We start from the raw sequence: 18,891 nt of genomic DNA, 5'->3' as shown, positions 1-18,891 counted from the left end.
TTTCGGGGTTTTATTTTATCTAAAATACAAATTAACATCCTGATAACCAAGTATTTGAAATACTTCTGAATACCCCTGATCAGATACCCAATCTATTTCATCGATTCAAGCCCTTCTTTTCAGAATTGATAAGCCAAGGTAGCCCCTATTGCCCAGAAATGATCATAGGAAAACGGATCTAAAACCATTGACTCCAAACCAATGGAATAAGACTCACCCCACCTCAAACTTACCCCGCCACCGAGATAAGGCAGGTGTTCTGTTCTAGTCACATAATCACCTTCAGATAACAAAGACACGGTATAGATTACTCTGTGCTTACTTCTTAAAAAGTATACACCACCTTTTACACTATATGTCAAATGATTTCCAGGTTTCCATGAAACATCTACCGGAAATACATACCCCCATTTCGTTTGCAATTGCGTGTAAGAGGATCTGTTAAATTCTCCATTGAACTGAGCATTTAAATCCATTTGGTTTTCATACAAATTATTGACAACATTTTTAGTATCGTCATATTGTACAAGATTAACCAAATCCCTTTCATGAATATCACGGCTCAAAAATTTAGATAAGCCCATACCTAAGGCAATGGACCAATCTCCAACCTCATAGGTAATCCCACCTCCAAGGTTAAAAAAACCGATACCGCGGGTAGGGACCCATACAGTACCGGTAAAAAGGGAAGGTTTTATTCTAGCGTTCGGCCATATTCGAGTGCTATCGTTGTATTCATTGACCTTAATACTGAGATCTACCTTCCCTGTGTTAAGAGGGGAGTATTTATTAGGGATTAAATTTGCTATTTTTACTATTTTGTTTTCTGGAACCGCAATTTTTAAATCATCTATTTTGGAGGAGGGGGTAATTAAATGTTCGGAAGGTTCCAAAGTTGTAAGTATTACATCCCTTTTCTCTGCCTGTTCCGGTCCTGAAATAGGGAAGTTCCTTCCGCTATCTATTTTCGTATTTGGTTGATTTGAAACTTCCACTGCTTTGCCCGCCGGATTTCCTTCCCTGTTAATATCATTCCCATCATACCAATTATTAGCTAAGGGCATATTAGGTGGTCCAATAACAGTCATATCCTTACTAACCCCTCCGGTACCCAAAGAATAATCCTTTAAACCCAGGTATACCGAAATCGAAAGCAACAATAGGAATAAAACTGCAGCTGATGTGCGAAAGAACACCACCCGCCGTATATTTTCAGGCATTTCACGGTCCAGAATGTGACGCAATTCATTCCACCCCTGTTCTTTTAATTCATTGATATGTTTTTCGATATCATTCATTGGTCACACCCAAATAAACTTCTAACCATTATTTTTCTCTTACATATTTATGAATAAAGCAATCCCAGCATTCTTCCACCAAAATAAGAGTATCGTTTCCCTTTATCACAAAGGATTGATCGATCATATCATCACCTTCAAAGGTTAACATCAACCTGCTCTTATTATGAATTATACTTTCTTCCTCTACGATTGAAAAATTATGTTGGAATGCTAAGGTATCGGCCCTAAAAATCGAGAAAACTCCAGATTCGCTAATCGTCAGGCCCTGTTCATACCCTTCTGATTCCGGGCTTTTTTCTATTCCGGCAAAACCTCCGGAAGAAGATATCCAATTCCAATTTCCATAGACTCCCTCTTCAGTACCCAAGGGCTTTATATCATCCTTACTGCACATTTGCAGGGCACCGATAAAAAACATAGAAAAAAACGTTATCACAAAACCTTTTATCATTCGATTAAAATTTTTAGATTAATTAGAAATTCTGGCAAAATAATTATCATTCCCATCGACTATACTATTTCTGAAAGTTACCATATCATCATAAAATAAAATGACTCCGTTTACCTGTCTGATCGGTGAAGGCATTGTTAACTTATATTCAGTATCTGAAAATGGTTCAATTCTCCACCAGGTTTCCGCATCCGTCTTACCGTTCTTATAGATGATCATCTTATTATTTTTGAGAAATTCCAATTCCAAATTAACCTCATTAGAAAAACAATTCATCCGTTCTCCCCCAAATCCCGAAGTATAGCATGCCAGCCATTGCCATTTTCCAACCAATTCTTCAGCTATTTTGGAGGTATCCCAATCCCGGTTGTAGTGCTTTTCATATATATAATTCACATCAACCTGGTATTGAAATTCACTGGAAACCTCTTTTCTATCACATGCTAATGACGTAACCAAAATTATAAGGGCACAAACAAAATATTTCATACCTCCAAAATCAAAACACAAATGAAACATTCATTGTCAATCGTTTATACATAATATCTAAATGCGATATCTCATTCCCATTAATTATATCAAATGAATTTTCTTGCCATTTCGCACCGACCCCGACTATCAGGTGCATCCCATACCAGGAGGGAAGCCGTACACCGATATTGGGATTAATAGCCCATCCCCCTTTGTGGTCTACCAGATGTTCATTGGCTGATGATTGCACACCAAATCCATACCCAAATCCCACATTGATATACGGGCTTAAATCACTTTTTTTCAGGTAGTATATTATTTCACTCATTACGGGAATCAATACCTCACCGTTTTCATTGTAATAGGACTCTATCCCTGAATAAATTCCAGCAGACCAATGGGCATCCAGAGCATAGCCAACTTTAATATTTCCACCCAACCCCATAAGTTTTCCACTCAATGGTGCTACCGTATTAGTATTATATAATAAGCTTCCACCATAATAGACTCTACCCGACATGGGATTGTATACTTTCTTTACTTCATCCTCTCTAAATTTAGATGCTTTGTGAAATGCAACGTCCTCTATCAATTCTCTTTTGATAACAACTCCATAGCCGTTTTTGAATAATAGTTTAATTTCGTTGTCATCACTTGCCAGGATTCTTCCTTTATACACATCTCCCGTAACGAGCCTGACTTTATACTGATTAACCGTATCCAATTCCTGACTCATGAGTGAAGGCAGTCCTACTAAAAATAGTATCGCCAGCAGCAAACTATATTTATACAATGGTAGACTCATGACTTTTCAACTGGAATGATACTCAATCGTTTCGGAGAGGCTGGATTCGTGACATCGTATTGGATGAAACCATCATCACCAATAATCAACAACAATTCATTGGACAATGCAATGGCATCGTAGGCATGAAAACCTTTGATATGTTTTTCCGTTTTTATATCCCCCCGGTCTTTGGCATTCAATACTTTCAATCCGTAAGGGCCTTCGCATAAATAAATAATCCCATCTTCCGTCAATGACAAACCATGTGGCTGGATCATCGGATACGTTTTCACAAGGTAAGGGGAAGAAGTTTGACTCACATCAACAGCATCCATTTGATTGACAAATCCATCGCATTCATTTCCACTTCTCAGGGTAACATACGCTGTAGTTCCATCAGTGACTACCGGATCGCAAGCAGTTGCATGCGAAAAAGAAGACTCATATCGAGGCTCTGCAGCATTCGACACATCATATATAAACATTCCGCTTGAGGAGCCGATAAACAACTTTTCTTTAAATGGATAAATAGTCTCGATATTCCATCCTATATCCAATTTTCCTGTTGACCGTGGATTTTTTTTATCAGCCAGGTCAAATGTCATCAGTTGATGGTTATTAACCCAATACAAATAATCATTGGCCAATGTAATCCTCGCCATTGATCCTCCCGTACCTGAAACATTCCCCCCACCAGCGGATTTACTACTGCTGAAATTTGCATTGGTAAGAGGGCGCCCGGTCTGGTCCATAAAAGCAAACTCAGGCCTTCCGGCACCCCACCACACCTGTCCTGTTCCCCTGTCAGTCCATCTTACAGAATTAAACCGCGGATCCGCACAATCAAGACTCCTGGTAAGTTCAGTCCTTTCATAGTAAGCGAGAAAACCTTTGTTTTCATGATATTGAACGTCTTCCGACACATTTGCTATGCGGCTAGTTTCGACAGGGTTTATCGGGTCGGAAAAATCGATTGACAGTAAGTGACCAAACTTATTTGCATACATTTGATCATTGCGGATACTAAAGTGCGTATTCCCCAGGATACTCACAAAAGAAATAAACTGAGGATTTGTAGGATCGGTATTATCTATGACATGAATTCCTTTATTGATCTCATTAATCAATATATAATTCTTATAAGAATACAGGATTCCGGGGTTTTCAAGTGTCCTTGGACTACCCACTTCAATAGGTGCATTGTACTCGGTCTTACTCAGGTAGACCGGATCAAATCTGTAGAATTCCATGGTTTCAGCACACTCATCTTTTAGACAAGAAAATGCTGAAAACACCATGAAGGACAAGAATAGTATTTTAGTAAACTTTTTCATGGCACATCCAATTTTTATCTTTAAGACGGCCTGAAATCCCGAATGGTTGGTGCTACCCGGATTTTTTTATCATTTTATGGTAAAAAAGTTGACAATATGTGATTTTTCTAAGCGACGCAATGACATTTCAATTATTTAATACCTGATTTACGTAAGTCTTTTCCATCCATTTTTACCACCCATTTCTCAAATTCCTTTTCCCAGGTTATATTTGATATACTTTTTTGCTCTCTATCAGTAATCTCAAAAGTCCGGTTGTTATCGTGCTTCCACTTATTATATTTTTGGAGGACAAAACTTTTAAGGGCGGTTTTGAACAAATCTGTATGGTAAAATACTTTACCCCTGGAATTACCCTGAATAATTTCTTCTAATTCCAAATCACGGATACCATTCACCAGAGCGAGAATAGGGGTTCCTGATGCAAGATATTCGAATAATTTCCCCGTTAATATTCCTGTCATTTCTTCGGATGCCCAGGTCAATAATAAATTAATATGCGATTTACGCTGTATTTCAATTGCTTCCTTGTGGGGTACTATATTCTTATTAACCAGGATCTCTCCCATTTGGTAGCGGTTCAATAACTCTTTCCAAAATGCACCGTCCTTTCCCGCCTGCACAATTTGGATATTCTCTTTCTGAATTTTTCCTTCCTCGACCAATTCCTTAACTACCTCGACAAGCAGGTCCGCTTTTTGCGCCGATGGGTAAATAATCCCTGTATAAGCCAAAGTAAACAAACGGTACTTTCGCGTATGTCCCTTCGGAACCAGTGATGAATCAATCCCATTCCGAACTACCTGGACATTGGGATGCAAAACCTCAATTCTCTCTTTAAGGCCTTTTGATACAGTGGTTACTTCATCAACCAAATGGAGCAATTCTTTATTTTTTCGAACCAGGTACGACTCAGGGCCTAACCCTCCGAGCATAGAATCCGGAATAAAATCACGGTAATCAGCCACCCAGTATAAATGGGGATATTTCTTTTTTAATTCCAGTGCCATGCGATGAGAATCAAAAGGCAAATATGAAGATATAATTACGTCCACTCCCTGTTCTTCTATAATCTTTGAGGCCTTTTTGACGCCTGATTTTACATACCAATACCCTCCTTCATCGAAATACCTGGACAAAATGGATTTTTTGAACCACTCCCGTGATCGCTGCATCCAGTTAGTAGGACTTTTTGTGCCTGTGATTAATAAAGAACTTTTTCTGCCCGTAAATGAATGATAAATAGTCCTGAAATCTACCGTTGGGATTTCAATTACATCGTGATTAGAATATTCAAATTGATCCTGGGGCAAAAAATTCCGGTTGCTAGTCGTAAGGACGAAGATTTTGCGTGCATCTTTTTTAAGAGATGTGTAAAATTTGAAATTTCTTAAAGTACCAATTCCCTTTATAGGCGGGAATTTATAATATATGCATAATATGTTTTTTCCTTTAAATCTACTCACACTCCATTACTATTATTCAAGGTTCCAGCGGGCAGCCACTTTCTGTTTTATAGCTTTTATTTCTTGCTCCCTGTCTTTTGGCCACACCAACAATACATCTTCATCGTCTATTATTAATAAGTCCTCTACGCCCCCTATAACGACTTTCTTCCCATTGGGTACATTGACCAACACCCCCCTGGAATCAACAAAATGACAATCCTCTTTATTCACATTCGAAATGTTTTCATGAAGACTTCCCGACATCAGTTCGTACAAACTTTTCCAGGTTCCCAGGTCACTCCATCCAATCTCTGTTGGAATACAATAGATATTACTGGATTTTTCCATTATGGCATAGTCAAAACTTATAGAAGCGGTATTAGGATAATTATCCCGAATAAACGCCATTTCCGCATCCGTCCCATATACCTTGTCATGATAGAGAACATCGTAAATGTCGCGTGCCAAACTTTTAAATGCTTTTAATATAATATCAACATTGAATAAGAAAATCCCCGCATTCCACACATAATTACCCTCTGCCAGGTATTGTTGTGCCAATTCCAATTCCGGCTTTTCCCTGAAAGCTTCAACCTTAAAAATATTTTGTCTTTCTTCATCATCGGATAATTGAATGTATCCATACCCCGTATCCGGACGATGTGGCTTCATTCCCAAAGTCATCAATGCGTCATTATCCGAAACAAATTCAATACCTTCCTGCAATGATGCATTGAAGGCACTTCCATTGGTAATAATATGGTCCGAAGGAAGCATCACCAGATTAGCATCAGGATTTCTGCTCTTTAGATGAAAGGAAACATAAGCAACGCACGGAGCCGTATTATTTCGAGCCGGTTCAGACAAAATATTCCGCGCTGGAATGCTTTCCAGCTGGTTTGCTACCAAATCAACATATTTTTCATGGGTCACTACTATAATTCGATCAGGGGTGACCAGCGACAGGCAACGGTCATACGTCATCTGGATCAGGGATCTACCCGATCCCAAAATATCCAGAAATTGTTTTGGTCTGGATTCCCTGGAAGAGGGCCAAAAACGAGAACCGACACCGCCCGCCATAATAACGAAATAAGTATTATCCAACGCACTTTTCTGACTCATGATTTAAGATATATGTTGCGAGCGAAACTAAGGGTAATTTCATAAATATTTAAACCGGGAATTTTATATTTTTATTTTTATATTTTCCCTGTTAACATTTTTGAGAAATTATGATTGAAATAAAGGGTAAATTTTTCACCTCCCAATATTACAGTGCAAAGATCCCTTTCTTTTCATTGGTTAATTATCCAATGAGTTTTGCCCCAAAAGCCTCCGTATTTTACAAGACCTTTTATTACCCCACAAGAGTAATAGATTTACGAAGTACATTTGAATTGGATTACTCTAAACGATTAATGAAATATCTAAGGAATATTGATAAATACGCATTCGAAATATCCAGGCCAAATGTTATCCCTGACCTTCTGGAGATGTTTCAATCAACAATTAATGCCAAAAACATCCCCTCCTACCCCCCGGGAATAATTACTGAAAACCCCAATTATTATTATTCCGAAATTCATGAACCTTCCTTAGGCCGATTAGCTGCCCACATGATTATAGGTGACCCGGAAAATAAAATAGTCATGGGATACATAAATGCATCAAATTACCGGGAAATGCCAGACAAGAAGTCACAACGCATAAGCAGTATCGCCAATAAATATCTGTTTCACAAAGATTTGAAATATTTTCAAAAAATTGGTTATTCGCACTACGATATGGTTGGTATTTCAGAACCAATGAATCAAATGAAAAAAGAATTCGGAGGAAAGATCATAGACACTTATACCCATACCCCCATTCTCATACATTGGGTAAAAAAACTATTCCCGTAATAATGAATTTTCCGAAGCTTCTGTTAAAACTTTTTCTCGCCAGAAAGTCCATGTCCAGATTCTCCAGATCAAACTCTCATTTCGTCCTACGCTGATTTCCTTTTCCAACGCACCGGGATCTATAAACTCCTGGAATAGCTCTTTTCTGTCCATAATATCATTCAAAATCAATCCTTTATTTTGATTCATATACGTTGACTGAGGGGAACTATACCCTTTCTTTTCAAAGCGTTTTGATACGGAATTAGGAAGTTCAGGTCCAAATAACTCACGCAACACGTACTTCCGTTTTCCGTTTTTGATTTTAAGACGATCCGGCAGGTTGATAGCATAATCCACCAGCCTGTGGTCCAAAAAAGGGCATCTGCTTTCAATTCCGAAATACATGCTGTTCCGATCAAGGGCATGAAGCATTACCGGAAGACCCATTCCAGAAATTGCGCGATTGGAGGTTCTCCACAATCCTTTTTTTGAGTTCCTTTGTACCAATGCTTGACCATCGGGCTCTCCTGCAGGTAATTTTATCCAATGGGGATGGGGTTTAAATAAACTATTTTTAAAATTCTTCGCTTTATTAATTATTTCAGCGTAGGAATACTGATCCAATGCCAAAGCCTGATACAACTCACTAAAAAAATAAACATTCCCACTGCGCAATAAATTCTTAAGATAATGGAAATGAAATTTGGTATACCCCCCAAAAATTTCATCAGCTCCCTGACCACTTAGGATCACTTTAACACCTTTTCCAGAAATGAGTCTTTGAAGTTCAAATGAAGCAAAAACAGCAAATGAGCCAATCGGAATTTCCTGTATATAACTGAGTTTCGCCAGTTTTGAAGTAAAATCACTCCAACTGCTGGTACCGTGAACAATTGGCCGCTTGAGATATTCAGCAAGTTCCCGGGCATAGCCTGATTCATCTTCATCTGCCCCGGGAAACGAGGCATTGAATAAAGTGAATTCGCCGGGTTCGAATGAAGATGCCACAGCAGCAATAATACTACTATCCATGCCGCCAGACACCGTCACCCCGTTTTTGACATCAGACCTTAGTCGAATCCTGATGGAATCATGAATAAGGTCTTTCAAATATTCCAAATCCGGTACAACATTGTTGACTGGTAAAGAATAGTAGCGATTTACTTCAAAATGATGTGAGGATGTATCATACCAAGCAAAGCTTCCGGCTGGAAATACATTCACATCCTTATGCAGGGTCGAATTATTATGTACTATCCTGCCATAGACAAAATAATCATATTGATTCCCCGGGTGGAGTTCTGCACCTGAAAAAGGCAAAATCTGTTTTATCTCAGAAGCCAGGAAAAAGGAACGTTTGGATTGATACCAATAGAGCGGTTTTATGCCGTACCGGTCCCGGGCCATAAAAACCATACCTGAAAGTTTGTTATAAATCACCAAAGCCCACATTCCATTAAACTTTGGAAGACAATCTTCACCCCACTCTGCAAATGCCTTCAAGATTACTTCCGTATCTGAAGAGGTTTGGAATTCATATCCCTTTCCTTGTAACACTTCCTTAAGTTCAATGTAATTGTATAGGCAGCCATTAAAAGCCATTACCAAATCCCCGTATTCCATAGGTTGGGAGGATCTCGGATTTGGATCTATTATGGACAGTCTATTGTGTCCAATTGCTGTTTTTCCATAGAGATTAACGCGTGAATCGTCTGGACCACGGTGGGCACCAATTTCATTCATCCTGTTAATAGCGGATTCCAATTTTTTCTGATCAAATCCAGCATGGTGAATAAAAGCAACAGAACACATAGATACTACTTCAAATTAATTTTGCAGATATGCTGACAAATTCCCTAAAATCAACCTGATGATCTTCAATGAAGCTTCTCTCTTCTTCAAGATTGATTTTATAGTTTTCACGAACGGTTATATTCCGAAATCCCAACATCCTTTTTATTCCAGGAGCCATCTCTTTAGTCAAAAGGTTTTCTTTCTTTACACGTCTCCATTACTTCACTCCGCTCCAAATCAAATCTTTGATACGTTGATATAACCACAATTCTGTAAAGATCACAAAAACCAATTTCATTGCGCAATTTATGTGCTCACTATTATTAATATAATCTCAAATTTAAGATCTACAGGGACATGATTCAACTCAATGAAGTCAACTTTTTTTCTCCATCCAGACTCCCCGTACTACCAACATTTCAAAAACTTCCATCAGAGAAATGTAACTGGGGTTGGTCTGTCATAAAAGCAATTCCATATTCGCTTTCCACCCTAAAAGTATCATTCGCCCGGTGTCCAAAACACTAAATTACCCTTTATTGCGGGGATCCTGGAAATCAAAAGATTTTTTGATTTTTCCCGGCATTAATTATTTATATTAAATGTACAGATTTTTATTTTGAATAACTACTTCCCCCAGAGGAGGATTTTAAAGCAACCATCACAACTCCTGCCACGACAAAAGGGATACTCAAAATTTGCCCCATATTCAATGCCATTCCTTCTTCAAATCCTACCTGGTTTTCTTTAAAGAACTCAATAACAAAACGCGCCAGAAAAAGCAATACCAAAAATACACCGAAAACAAACCCATCCTTTTTAACGATTCCCCTGGACAAATATATACGGTATAAAATAAAGGATATCAACAAGTAGGAAAAAGCTTCATACAACTGGGTAGGGTGTCGAGGAATCATATCGTCCCTGGCAAAAACAACCCCCCAATTTCCGTTCGTAGGTTTTCCGTAAATTTCAGAATTCATGAAATTTCCGAAACGGATAAAAGCTCCCGCCATTGGTCCCACAATTGCAATGCGATCCAACACCCATAAAAAGGGTGTTTTAAATTTTTTACAATAATAAAGGATAGCCAAAAACACACCGACAACCCCACCGTGACTGGCCAATCCCTGGTACCCAATGAATTGATAACCGTCTCCCATATTCCTAATTGGAAGGATCATTTCCACCGGATGTTCCAGGTAATAATCAGGCTCATAAAACAAGCAATGCCCGAGACGCGCCCCGATCAAGGTTCCGAAAATGATGTACGTCAGGAGTTTGTCCAGATCTTCTGTCGGTACATTTTCCCGCTTATATATTCTATTTATAATAAAATATCCTAGGAGAATACCGGACATAAATAACAACCCGTAGTATTTCAACGGAAAACTGTCTGTAATCCAGACTATCACGGGATCTATGTCCCAGGTTAAAATTCCGTCTTCCATATTTATATTATTTAAATAAAAAATTAAAAGTAATATCAATTACCCTATCGGCTATTTTGGGTAAAGTGGCTCTAATCTTATTTGAATTATATCCATTATTGATGTGCATATTCGACGCCTCTCAACCTGAATGCATTCATACTAATAATGATAAGTATAAAGCTAACCACCCAATTTATTGTGCTAAAAGAAATCCCTATATCGAGGCAATACCCATAAATAACCGGAGCCAGTGCAGAACTAATGACGACAATAAATGTCGATACACTTTGTAAATACCCTATTCGCTCAACCCCATAAACTTCAGCCACAACAGAGGTACGTAAAACTCCGTGCAAACCCATGGTTATTCCTGTCAAAACCAGGAACAAGGCAGCACCGATAATACCTGGAACACTTGCCAATATTATAACACCTCCTACCAATGGTAATGCATAAAACGGAAATACTTTTTTAGCTGAAAACCGATCCGTTAACCAACCTCCAAAGAGAGAAAAAAGAAGTCGGGAGATAGCAAACCCGGCAAAAAGTAAAGAATATAATTCAGCCGGCCATCCTCTCTCATCCGCCAATACATATTGGTAAAAAAACAAACCGGTCGTTACAAAACTTATTGATGCAATCAGAAGCATTATCATCCAAAATTTCCCTTTGAATGCAACAGCCCTAATATAATTTCTTTCACTCTTGTTCCGTTCTTTTCCCTTCGGTCCCTTATTTTCGGGAGGGTTTAAAAAATCTAAATGCATCTTTTTCAGGGCCAATACCATAGATATCAACATGATTATAACACCCGCCACATAACCCATTCGCCAATTTGATATCGCAATTATTCCTCCGATTAATAATGGAAATGTCATCTCTCCCAGGGGAAACCCCATTGAAGATATGCTAATAGCCTTACCCCGGTTGTAATCAAAATACCTGGAAAAAGTAGTAAAACAAATGTGCGGTAATAGGCCCTGTCCTCCCATTCTCAAACCAATCATCGCCACAAATAACATCAACGGATGCAGGGAAAATGCAAAGATCAATCCGGAAAGGGCCAATAAAAATACGACCCTGTAAGCAAAAGCTTTTACCGACATATAATCCAACTGTTTTCCAAACCGGATCAACCCAAAAGAAGCCAGAATGGTCGCTATAGCATAGTAGCCTCCAAAAGCCGATTTACTTAAATCAAATTCTTTAAGAACGAATGGGACAAAGATAGATATAAAAAATGTCTGCCCAAGACTTGAAAAATAGGTAAGCATACCTCCAAATGCAATAGGCCGAAAATGCTTTTTTATAAATGGGAGGTAACTACTCATAGAATTAAATCTGACTTTTGTCCTATGGAAAGCAAAAGTAACGGATTAATTCTTGAAGGGTTTAGTAAATGAGAAAGTTATTTTTTATTATTTATTCAGGTAGTTCACATTCGAAGGAAGATACTTCATAGGTATTTCCAGATTTTTGTATCGTTATCCTTTTTCTCTCAGCTCCACTCTTTACCGTAAAATAATATTTCCCTCTTGCATTTTGAGTGAAGTCAGGTTCTTCTATTGAATCTGCATCCTTCAAAAAATAATTAGAATATACTGTCATCATAAAGTAGTAGGCCCCATTCAATCGAACGTTATTTAAGGTAAATGTTTCGACCGTACAATTGCCCTTTAATTCTTTTACATACCTTATATTTTTCCCATACTCAGAGACAGATTTTTCTCCCTGTTGCCCATTAGAAGTTCTTGTTTTTTCCGTAACAACAGGTTCCTTTCCGAAAGAAGCTTCCAAAAGTTGGATTCCGCGATTTCCGGAACGCGGGTTCAAGGGTCGCAATGCAGACAAATACCCGTCATATACATATCCGGTATCCTTTTGCATGATAACTTTAACCATGGCTCCTGAAAACTTAAAATCTTTTCCTATGTAACGGTTATCTTTGTGCTTATCTATCTTCGTATCGACGACCCGGGCAGCCTCTCCATAATAGTACGTCTTTATTTTAGAACCGGGATTATCTGCTTCTTCATATATAGGCGCACCTTGCATAGACCATACATAAAGCGTATCATTGAGCTGATAATGTCTCTGTGACTTTACAGTAATTGGATATAAATAAAAAGTTATTAGAGCAAATAAAACGATTCTCATAGTTAATAAATATTTATCCATTAACTTTTTTATTCTGACCATTATTGCTCAATTTATTAACAAAGGCTGAATTTCCAGGTAGATAGATGGACCATTTCAAGATACAAAATCAAACTACAGTCAAATCTGCAAATCTCACTCACATCCATTACGGGTGCAGGACAGATCTGACATATAAGATTTATAGCCCTTCCGGCCGCGAACCGCCGGCATCTATTCACACATCACAAATTCCCACACCTTGTTTCAAACTTCCAATTACATTTTCGCGAGCAGGAATAAATTCCTGGGCTACATAACCATCGTACCCTGTTTCCAAAATTGCTTTCATGATTGCAGGGTAATATAATTCCTGGGTGTCATCAATCTCGTGTCTGCCAGGCACTCCTCCTGTATGGTAATGTCCGATATAAGGATGATATTCCCTAATCGTCGCTATAATATCCCCCTCCATTATTTGCATGTGATATATGTCGTACAGCAATTTAAAATTGGGAGAGTTCACCTTTTTGCATAGTTCTACTCCCCATAGCGTATGGTCGCATTGGTAATCGGGGTGATTAACTTTACTGTTGAGTAGTTCCATTTGAATAACTATATTATACCTTTCCGCCACCTTTACCAAAGGCTCCAGCCCCCGGGCACAATTGTCTGACCCCATTTCATCATCCATACCCTTTCGATTCCCTGAAAAAACGATGACGTTTTTCAATCCTGCATCTGCCAATTTGGGGATCACCTCAGAGTAGGCATTTACCAAATGATCGTGATTATCTATCCTGTTAAACCCACTTTCTATATTGGCCTCTTCAATAGTTGCCATTGTACATGTGAGCCCATGATTGAAGGCTGTTTCCCATTGCTCGGGACGAAGGAGATCCACACCTACCAACCCTACTTTCCTGGCTTCCCGGCAAAAATCATCCAGTTTCATGGAATTATAGCACCAATAACAGGCAGAATGGTGAATATTACCTTTCAGTTTAGTAAAGGCATTTTCCCTAATGGTTAGATCAGCAGGAATCGCCAGTCCCATAGCACTTGCACCCAAGGTCTTTAAAGCTTCTTTTCGATCCATTTTTTGCAGAATAATTATGGTTTTTAATAGATTTCACATCACGTAAATTACAAAATTTCCGTATATTCAATGATTGTACGCAATAGGTAAAATGATATGATTACCCAATTATTACAACTTGATTTCGACAAGAAGTACATCTGTACGAACTACCTTACTTTGCGGATCAATGAACGGGTAGAGTTGATCAAAGGGTAGTTATTCCTTATTAGTCCTACACCATCCCACACTCATCAAAAGTTATCAGTAGCGATTACAGATCATTTTTATAAGTTTCTCAAAGGAATGAAGTGTAAAGTCTATGCCACTCCATCTGATGTCAGGTTTTTTTACTGAAACAGAAGCAGGGGAAATGACATTGGAAGATGCAGTCCAACCGGACATTTGTATTATATGGAGTCTCGATAAGCAGAGTGAAGAAGGACGCCTCGGTCTTCCACCTAGTCGCAGAGATCCTTTTTTTCTCGACGTCCTAAAAAGACCTGACGCATAAATACGAACTTTACAGTACTAATGAGGTAAAGGATTATTGGGCAGTCAGTCCCGACGACAAACACCTGACCATTTACACCCTGGATTCATCCGGAGAGCGCATCCCAGCAAAGAATTTGTACGCAGCACTACCGTAACATCGACGGCGTTGAATGACTTCGCCCCTGACTTTTTAGAATTGTTTGAACCCTTTGACTGGAAAGCAATGGAAGCCGAAGCGCAATATGAAAATCGCATTTAATCCCGTTTTTATAGCCATTCGTATAAGAAAAAAGGAGCTACCTACCTCTAAATCAGTTTTATCCCTATCTTTCTAAACTATTTAAGAACTCACTTACATACTAAAACTTATCCTATGAAAATGAAATTACTCTCGATTTCAGTATTTTTATTTGTTTTGACGTCTGTTTCCGCACAAAACCGGATCTACCGGCATCCCGATGTATCTAAAGACAAAGTGGTCTTTTCTTTTGCCGATGACCTTTGGTTGGTAGACAAAGAAGGCGGGCAGGCGGTCAAATTAAGCTCTCCGGCGGGAGCAGAACTATTCCCCCGTTTTGCTCCGGATGGAAAAACCGTTGCCTTTTCAGGCAATTATGACGGCAATGTAGACATTTATTCCATTCCCACGGCAGGTGGTATTCCCAAAAGATTAACCCATCACGGAATGGCAGACCGACTGGTAGATTGGACACCAGATGGCAAAGAATTACTGTTTGCCTCCTCTATGCAAAGTGGAAAACAAAGATACAATCAATTCTACACCGTTAAGGCAATGGGTAGCCTGCCCCAGAAACTGCCAATGGAACACGCAGAATTCGGATCCTATTCCCCAGATGGGAATAAAATAGCTTATACCTATAAATCGCGGGTTTTCCGAACCTGGAAAAGGTACGAAGGTGGAATGTCAGCAGATATATTCATATTCGATTTGGAAACACTGAAATCGGAAAACATCACAGAGAACAATTATAATGATGAAATTCCCATGTGGCACAATAATTCGATTTATTATATTTCAGACAAAGGGAAAGAATCTCGCTACAATATTTGGAAATACGATATAAACTCCTCTAAACACAGTCAAGTCACCAAATTCAATGATGTCGACGTCCATTTACCAGCAAATGGGCCTGAAGATATTGTTTTTGAAGCCGGTGGAAAATTATTCCTTTTAAACCTGGGGACCGAAAAGTATTCGGAAATAAAAATTTCTTTGACCAATGATTATGAAAAGGTCAAACCACACTGGGTAAATGTAAAATCCAATATTCAAAATGCTTTCGTATCACCACGGGGCGAAAGGGTACTTATAGAAGCCCGGGGCGATATTTTTGACCTTCCCGCAGAAAAAGGGGCCGTAGTAAACCTTACCAATTCTTCTGGCGCGGCAGAGAGATATCCGGCCTGGTCACCTGACGGAAAGAATTTGGCGTACTGGAGTGATACCTCCGGGGAATACCAACTCTATATTCACGATTACAAATCAGGAAAAGTAAAGAAAGTTACAGACTTTACGAATGGATTTAATTATCAAATATACTGGTCTCCGGACGGGGACAAATTAGCTTTTATCAATCAAGCTATGGAGATCCGGTTAATCGATATTCAGTCGGGAGAAATCACGAAAGTAGACAAAGGAAAATGGATGTACGAGGGTGCCCTAAGAGGGTTTTCAGTAAGCTGGTCTCCGGACAGTCGTTGGATTACCTACGACCGTGGTTTAGACAACAGACAAAACGCCATTTTTTTATTTGATACGGAAGAAAAAGAATTACACCAGGTTACTTCAGGTTTCTATAATTATAATGATCCCGTATTCTCCTCTGATGGTAAATACATTTGCTTTGAAACGGATCAGCGATTCGATCCTGAGTACAGCAATTTTGACAACTCCTGGGTATATGTAAATAGTAACCAATTGGCCATGATCCCTTTGAGCCTGGAAACACCTTCCCCCCTATTAGCCGAACATGATACTGTAACAATAGAAAAGGAAAAGACCGAGTCCAAAGATGGTAAGGAAGAAGAAAAAAAGGATGAAGATTCGAACAAAGAATCGGATGCAGAAGGGGATAACGCCAAAGAAGATGATGATGAAAAAAATAAAACCAGGATAGACCTGGAGAATATTGAAAGTCGTACGATCATCCTTCCCATCCAACCGGGGTCAATAGGAAGTATTTCAGCCATCGAAGGGAAGGTATTGTATATGAGATATCCTACCTCGGCAGGAGGGGTATCTAAGCCCACTTTGCAATACTTTGACCTAAAAGAAAAGAAGGAGGAAACGATCATTGACGGTATCAATTTTTACATGCTTACAGCGGATGGCAAGAAGATATTAACCGGCAGTCCTCAGAAAATGGGAATTATCAGTGTGGGTAAAGGTCAAAAGCTTGAAAAAACCATAGCCCTTGATGAAATGCAAATAAAATTAGATCCCAGACAGGAATGGAAACAGATTTTTTCTGACGTTTGGAGAATTGAAAGGGATTTTTTCTATGATGAAAATATGCATGGTGTTGACTGGAATCAGCAAAAAGAGCATTACGGGGAATTATTAGCCAATGCCAATTCCAGAACCGATGTCAATTATATAATCGGAGAATTAATTGGGGAGCTCAACGCTTCTCATACATATAGAGGTGGTGGAGATAATGAAGACAGTAAATCCACCTCGGTAGGCTACCTCGGAGTAAATTTCTCTTTTGAAAACGGTGCCTTCAGAATCGATGAAATTATTCGACCTGCCCCCTGGGATACTGAAGTGCGTTCCCCATTAGATGAACCCGGACTGGAAGTAACTGAAGGGGATTATATCCTGGCGGTCAATGGCATTTCTCTCAACGACTTTACTGACCCATGGGGCGCCTTTTCCGGTTTAGCAGATAAAACGGTAGAATTATTGATAAATGATTCACCCGACAAAACCGATGCGCGAAAGATTTATGTTAAGACGATGAGTTCTGAAACAAGATTACGCAATCTTTCATGGATTGAAAAAAACCGAAAATATGTAGAAGAAGCTTCCAATGGTCGGATTGGCTATGTTTATGTACCCAGTACCGGTCTTGATGGTCAAAAAGAGCTGGTACGTATGTTTTACGGGCAAATAGACAAAGAAGGAATGATCGTTGACGAACGCTTCAATAATGGGGGACAAATTCCCGATCGATTCATTGAATTGCTAGACCGTCCCGCTTTAGCTTACTGGGACGTAAGGGACGGTGAAAATTGGGCCTGGCCACCGACGGCACATTTTGGCCCAAAAGCCATGTTAATCAACGGTTGGTCGGGATCCGGAGGTGATGCCTTCCCTGATTATTTTAGGAAAACAGGCCTTGGACCGTTAATCGGAACCACTACATGGGGAGGATTAATAGGTATTACAGGTGCCCCCAGCCTTATCGACGGCGGTAGTGTAACAGCGCCTACTTTCCGAATGTACAATCCGGACGGTACATGGTTTAAGGAAGGGCACGGAGTTGACCCTGACATAGAAGTGCCGGAAGACCCTACGGAACTGGCGAAAGGCCATGACTCTCAATTGGAAGCAGCAGTTCAAAATGTACTGGAACAATTAAAATCTGCACCGAAGAGATTACCCGCACCCCCACCGGTGGAAAAACGAAATTGATACCAACTACAAAGCCGGAAAGGATAGAACCTTTCCGGCTTTTTTTTGCGGTTTGCTGATCATACTTGTATTTGTGAGAACCGCACTGGGTTTAAATACCTAATAAAAGGCACAAAAGATCTCATAATCAATGATCCGGCGACTCACTTTAAACTTCCTTTCCGTAGTTATGTCCCCGCATCAAGGAATACAAAACCACTATTGTCAGCATAATCTTCATACTCATTTTCCCGTCATTCATGGCCCACCAGACCACCCCGATCAATACCATACCCAATCCCCATTTTACATAGATATCGTAAGGTTTTTTGATGGAGCCAATGAATCGCTTCGGTAAAATCAAAAGTAGGAGAAACACAATTATTAAAGCAATCTCAGAAATCATAAGTGTTTGTTTTTAGAAACAACAATGAAACACTTCTACTCTCGATCCTTTGATGAAATTACCTGATTTAGAATCACGGTTATCAACACTCCTGTAAGTCCTATTACACCATAAACTATTATATTCTTCAATGTAGGGACAAAATCATCTCGAAAGAATAGATAAAGTATTAACATCAGGACAATTCCAATAAGTAAATACAATATAGGTTTTCTGTTTTTCATAACTAATTAG

Annotated in this window: 17 protein-coding genes and 1 pseudogene; 3 read left to right on the top strand and 15 right to left on the bottom strand. The window is 39.2% G+C overall.

All coding sequences use genetic code 11. The annotated features are described in order from the left end of the window. Positions 1-119: 119 nt before the first annotated feature. The 7 genes from LVD47_RS13975 to LVD47_RS13945 form a co-directional block, all read right to left on the bottom strand. Positions 120-1,298: a hypothetical protein gene (locus tag LVD47_RS13975; RefSeq protein WP_236977547.1), complete on the bottom strand. Its 1,179-nt coding sequence runs from the start codon at positions 1,296-1,298 to the stop codon at positions 120-122. A 28-nt stretch (positions 1,299-1,326) separates the two neighbouring features. Further along, a complete protein-coding gene (locus LVD47_RS13970; RefSeq protein WP_236977538.1) occupies positions 1,327-1,752 on the bottom strand; it encodes a hypothetical protein in 426 nt (141 codons plus the stop codon). 18 nt (positions 1,753-1,770) lie between these two features. Next, on the bottom strand, positions 1,771-2,241 hold the full coding sequence (locus LVD47_RS13965) for a hypothetical protein (protein WP_236977536.1): 471 nt from the start codon (positions 2,239-2,241) through the stop codon (positions 1,771-1,773). A gap of 10 nt (positions 2,242-2,251) precedes the next feature. Continuing rightward, positions 2,252-3,028 carry an RNA-binding protein gene (locus LVD47_RS13960; protein WP_236977535.1) on the bottom strand — a complete coding sequence of 259 codons (777 nt, stop codon included), beginning with the start codon at positions 3,026-3,028 and terminating at the stop codon, positions 2,252-2,254. Then, positions 3,025-4,344, bottom strand: a complete 1,320-nt coding sequence (locus tag LVD47_RS13955) for an LVIVD repeat-containing protein (RefSeq protein ID WP_236977533.1) — start codon at positions 4,342-4,344, stop codon at positions 3,025-3,027. Before LVD47_RS13955 ends, LVD47_RS13960 begins: the two co-directional genes overlap by 4 nt. Positions 4,345-4,475: 131 nt before the next feature. Then, a complete protein-coding gene (locus tag LVD47_RS13950; protein WP_236977531.1) occupies positions 4,476-5,810 on the bottom strand; it encodes a glycosyltransferase family protein in 1,335 nt (444 codons plus the stop codon). Between the two features lie 12 nt (positions 5,811-5,822). After that, a complete protein-coding gene (locus LVD47_RS13945) occupies positions 5,823-6,917 on the bottom strand; it encodes a mannose-1-phosphate guanylyltransferase (RefSeq protein WP_236977529.1) in 1,095 nt (364 codons plus the stop codon). A gap of 110 nt (positions 6,918-7,027) precedes the next feature. Here LVD47_RS13945 and LVD47_RS13940 point away from each other — a divergent pair, with 110 nt between their 5' ends. Then, complete coding sequence (locus LVD47_RS13940) at positions 7,028-7,696, top strand: hypothetical protein (protein WP_236977527.1); 669 nt, start codon at positions 7,028-7,030, stop codon at positions 7,694-7,696. Here LVD47_RS13940 and asnB read toward each other — a convergent pair. The 6 genes and pseudogenes from asnB to LVD47_RS13915 all read right to left on the bottom strand — a co-directional run bounded on the left by asnB (position 7,685) and on the right by LVD47_RS13915 (position 14,140). Further along, on the bottom strand, positions 7,685-9,490 hold the full coding sequence (gene asnB, locus LVD47_RS13935) for an asparagine synthase (glutamine-hydrolyzing) (protein ID WP_236977526.1): 1,806 nt from the start codon (positions 9,488-9,490) through the stop codon (positions 7,685-7,687). The genes LVD47_RS13940 and asnB overlap by 12 nt on opposite strands. 10 nt (positions 9,491-9,500) lie before the next feature. Then, positions 9,501-9,668, bottom strand: a pseudogene (locus LVD47_RS24105) (hypothetical protein); the annotation flags it as partial. Positions 9,669-10,086: 418 nt separating this feature from the next. After that, entirely contained in the window at positions 10,087-10,923 is an 837-nt protein-coding gene (gene lgt, locus LVD47_RS13930) for a prolipoprotein diacylglyceryl transferase (protein WP_236977516.1), read from the bottom strand. A gap of 95 nt (positions 10,924-11,018) precedes the next feature. Further along, positions 11,019-12,236: an MFS transporter gene (locus tag LVD47_RS13925; RefSeq protein WP_236977510.1), complete on the bottom strand. Its 1,218-nt coding sequence runs from the start codon at positions 12,234-12,236 to the stop codon at positions 11,019-11,021. Between the two features lie 91 nt (positions 12,237-12,327). Continuing rightward, a complete protein-coding gene (locus tag LVD47_RS13920; RefSeq protein WP_236977507.1) occupies positions 12,328-13,104 on the bottom strand; it encodes a hypothetical protein in 777 nt (258 codons plus the stop codon). A 175-nt stretch (positions 13,105-13,279) separates the two neighbouring features. After that, complete coding sequence (locus tag LVD47_RS13915) at positions 13,280-14,140, bottom strand: hydroxypyruvate isomerase family protein (protein WP_236977505.1); 861 nt, start codon at positions 14,138-14,140, stop codon at positions 13,280-13,282. A 301-nt stretch (positions 14,141-14,441) separates the two neighbouring features. On the opposite strand from LVD47_RS13915, the gene LVD47_RS13910 reads away from it, so the two are divergent. Beyond that, the gene (locus tag LVD47_RS13910; protein WP_236977497.1) at positions 14,442-14,633 is read left to right on the top strand and encodes a hypothetical protein; all 192 of its coding nucleotides are present in this window, start codon (positions 14,442-14,444) and stop codon (positions 14,631-14,633) included. 354 nt (positions 14,634-14,987) lie between these two features. Continuing rightward, on the top strand, positions 14,988-18,272 hold the full coding sequence (locus LVD47_RS13905) for a S41 family peptidase (RefSeq protein WP_236977489.1): 3,285 nt from the start codon (positions 14,988-14,990) through the stop codon (positions 18,270-18,272). 148 nt (positions 18,273-18,420) lie between these two features. Here the strand turns inward: LVD47_RS13905 and LVD47_RS13900 are convergent, their stop codons facing one another. Both LVD47_RS13900 and LVD47_RS13895 read right to left on the bottom strand, forming a co-directional pair. Next, complete coding sequence (locus LVD47_RS13900; RefSeq protein WP_236977482.1) at positions 18,421-18,657, bottom strand: hypothetical protein; 237 nt, start codon at positions 18,655-18,657, stop codon at positions 18,421-18,423. A gap of 35 nt (positions 18,658-18,692) precedes the next feature. Further along, entirely contained in the window at positions 18,693-18,881 is a 189-nt protein-coding gene (locus LVD47_RS13895; protein WP_236977464.1) for a hypothetical protein, read from the bottom strand. Positions 18,882-18,891: the final 10 nt, after the last annotated feature.

This window comes from Membranihabitans maritimus, assembly GCF_021729145.1.
GTDB classification, from domain to species: domain Bacteria; phylum Bacteroidota; class Bacteroidia; order Chitinophagales; family Saprospiraceae; genus Membranihabitans; species Membranihabitans maritimus.
Note: the sequence above shows the minus strand (reverse complement) of the source record. Positions and strands in the feature narration are given on the sequence as shown.